The organism is Salinicola salarius (assembly GCF_002179555.1).
Lineage (GTDB): Bacteria > Pseudomonadota > Gammaproteobacteria > Pseudomonadales > Halomonadaceae > Salinicola > Salinicola salarius_A.
In genome coordinates, this window is sequence record NZ_NHOU01000088.1 from 1 (window position 1) to 2,532 (window position 2,532).

Consider the following 2,532-nt stretch of genomic DNA (forward strand, 5'->3'; position numbering starts at 1 on the left):
ACGTCTGCCTACACTTCGGTGGCCGAGCGGAAAAAAATAAAGGACACCCACTTATTTAACAGTGTATTTGCATAAGCTAATATAAAAATAACGCCGACTCGCTGAGGCCTTTCGCCATGACCCGTCCCCGCGCCGCCCTGGTGTCGCTCGACGCCACCCTTGGTATCACCTGGTCAACCGTTGCGTGCGGCGCGCCTTCCTGTGCGGCACCGATGCCGTCAGCGGCCAGTGCTACGAGTACCGGCGCGGCTGGGGGTTTTTATTTTGAAACGCGGCGAATTGCCAGGAGGAGACATTGATCCAACAAGACAGCATCGTCATGCTCGCTTCGGATTGGCGAGCGTGGCTCATCGCCTGGGGGCTTTACACCGGCCTCGAGATCGCCCTGCACGCCTGGGCGAGTTCCCGTGTGAGCCGAAAGAGGTGGCCCGGCTGCCGACCGGTGCGACTGACGCCGATGCTGATGTGGCTGGTCTCGAGTGGCTATGCGGCGGCCGCCACGTTCAAGCAAGGCATGGGGAAGGTCGAGAGGGCGTATTTCATCATCTGCTGCAATCGGCTCAACTTGTGGCTCAGCCTGGCCTTCTGCGTGGGCAGCCTGCTGCTGGTCCCCCTCGACACGCCGTGGGCGACGTTCTGGGCGGCGCTGTGCGGCTGGCGTTTCCTGTCCCGCAGTATCGAGATCACGCTGGCCTTTGCCCGGGATGTGCTGCGCAATCCGCGCGTCCATACGGATCGATCGGCGCTTCATCGCCATGGCCGTTTGCGTCTGGCCATGACCAGCTATCTGGAGATTTTCCTGTACGCCGCCGCGTTCTATGGGGCGCTGCTGTCGTTGGTGCCTTGGGCCGAAACCGGCTTCGTCATGGGGCGGGCGGTCGTCATGTCGCTCTCCATCGGAACCCTGACCAATGTGGGCGCGTACGTCTGCGCTTCGCAAGGGCCTGGAGCCTGGCTTCCCTTTGTCCAGGTGATTACCACCCTGAGCCTGGTGGTGCTGAGTCTGGCGCTGTATGCCTCACGGGATCGATAGCCCGGTCAAATCCCGTTGGGCGTTGCACCGGCACTTATCGCCCCGGCAGGTTGATGCACCACATCCATCGCCCAGCAAGCTGGGCGCCTACAAACACCGTTGGTTTGTATCGCTCCCGGCGGACGGTTTCTTCGGCGCCGGCATTGCTATTGTAGGAGCCCAATTTATTGGGCGATAACGGGGCGGGCTGGGGCGCCACATCCATCGCCCAGCAAGCTGGGCTCCTACAAACACCGTTGGCAATATCGTTGTAGGAGCCCAATTTATTGGGCGATAACGGGGCAGGTTGATGCGCCATATCCATCGCCCAGCAGAGCGGGGCGCCTACAAACACCGTTGGCAATATCGTTGTAGGCGCCCTATTTATTGGGCGATTAGCAGGTTTGGCAAACGTCGGTATCGCCATTGCAGGCGCCCAATTCATTGGGCGATCGACCGGTCCGGCGACATTGGCACCGTCATTGTAGGAGCCCAATTTATTGGGCGATAACAGGGCAGGGCGAGGCGCCACGTCCATCACCAACCAGCCATCGGGCAAGCGATAGAGATCACCCAGTCGACGATCCAGTAGCAACTCATAGGCCGCCACCTGCAAACTGCGATCCGCCGCGGGGAGATCATCGAACAGCACGATCCCGCGACTCGCAGGTCCACGGGTTCCATCTGGGACAAGCGCATGCTGACCACAACAGCTGTAGCTGGGTCTCGATGACGTGAGAGATCACAGCTAGGCGAGGATGGCGACAGGACCTGACCGAGAGAGTGGTTTCGAATATTTCGAATATTGTCGAGCGCTTCTCGATTGGCTATCATGGCTGCCATAGTGTGCAACGTAATGGCGGACTCGCCAGAGGTGAACCATGGGCTCGGTCCTTCAGTCCCTACCCAATGCCGAAGAAGCGGCCGTCGCCAAGCTCTCCAGTCGTGAGCTGGCCGCTTACGTCGAGACAAAAGCGGCCACTCAACAGGTCACACTCACCCATCGTGATGGCACAAGCCATCAGGTAGAACTGCCGGTGAGTGCCTTGCGGCTATTGGTCGACATCCTGACGGAGCTCGGTGAAGGCAATACAGTGAGCCTGATTCCGGTCCACGCGGAGCTGACGACACAGGAAGGCGCTGATCTGTTGAATATGTCGCGACCGACGTTTATCAAGCTGCTCAACGACGGGGACATCCCCTTTCATCGGGCGGGCAACCGTCGCAAGGTCAAATACACCGATGTCATGCAGTACAAGCAGCGTGTCGATCAAGAGCGACTGGCTGCCCTCGACGAACTCTCGGCTCTCGACCAGTCTCTCAATCTGGGGTACTGATGAGTTCCCACTTCACGGTCGTTTATGACGCCTGCGTGATGTATCCCGCGCCGTTACGCAGCTTGTTGATGTATCTGGCGATGAGAGACCTCTATCGGGCGCGCTGGTCACAGCAGATTCATCATGAGTGGATGCGTAATCTGCTCCATAGGAAAAAAAAGGACACCCACTTATTTAATAACA

3 protein-coding genes and 1 pseudogene are annotated in these 2,532 nt (G+C 58.9%); 3 read left to right on the forward strand and 1 reads right to left on the reverse strand.

The annotated features are described in order from the left end of the window. Positions 1–295 precede the first annotated feature (295 nt). Entirely contained in the window at positions 296–1,033 is a 738-nt protein-coding gene (locus CCD76_RS19125; protein WP_087721078.1) for a hypothetical protein, read from the forward strand. Between the two features lie 34 nt (positions 1,034–1,067). On the opposite strand, the gene CCD76_RS19130 is transcribed toward CCD76_RS19125, so the two are convergent. Continuing rightward, a complete protein-coding gene (locus CCD76_RS19130) occupies positions 1,068–1,664 on the reverse strand; it encodes a hypothetical protein (protein WP_087721079.1) in 597 nt (198 codons plus the stop codon). 229 nt (positions 1,665–1,893) lie between these two features. Between CCD76_RS19130 and CCD76_RS19135 the strand changes: the two genes are divergently transcribed. Then, on the forward strand, positions 1,894–2,349 hold the full coding sequence (locus CCD76_RS19135) for an excisionase family DNA-binding protein (RefSeq protein ID WP_087721080.1): 456 nt from the start codon (positions 1,894–1,896) through the stop codon (positions 2,347–2,349). Beyond that, positions 2,349–2,532 (forward strand): annotated as a pseudogene (locus CCD76_RS20245) (hypothetical protein); the annotation flags it as partial. The gene CCD76_RS19135 and the pseudogene CCD76_RS20245, both read left to right, overlap by 1 nt.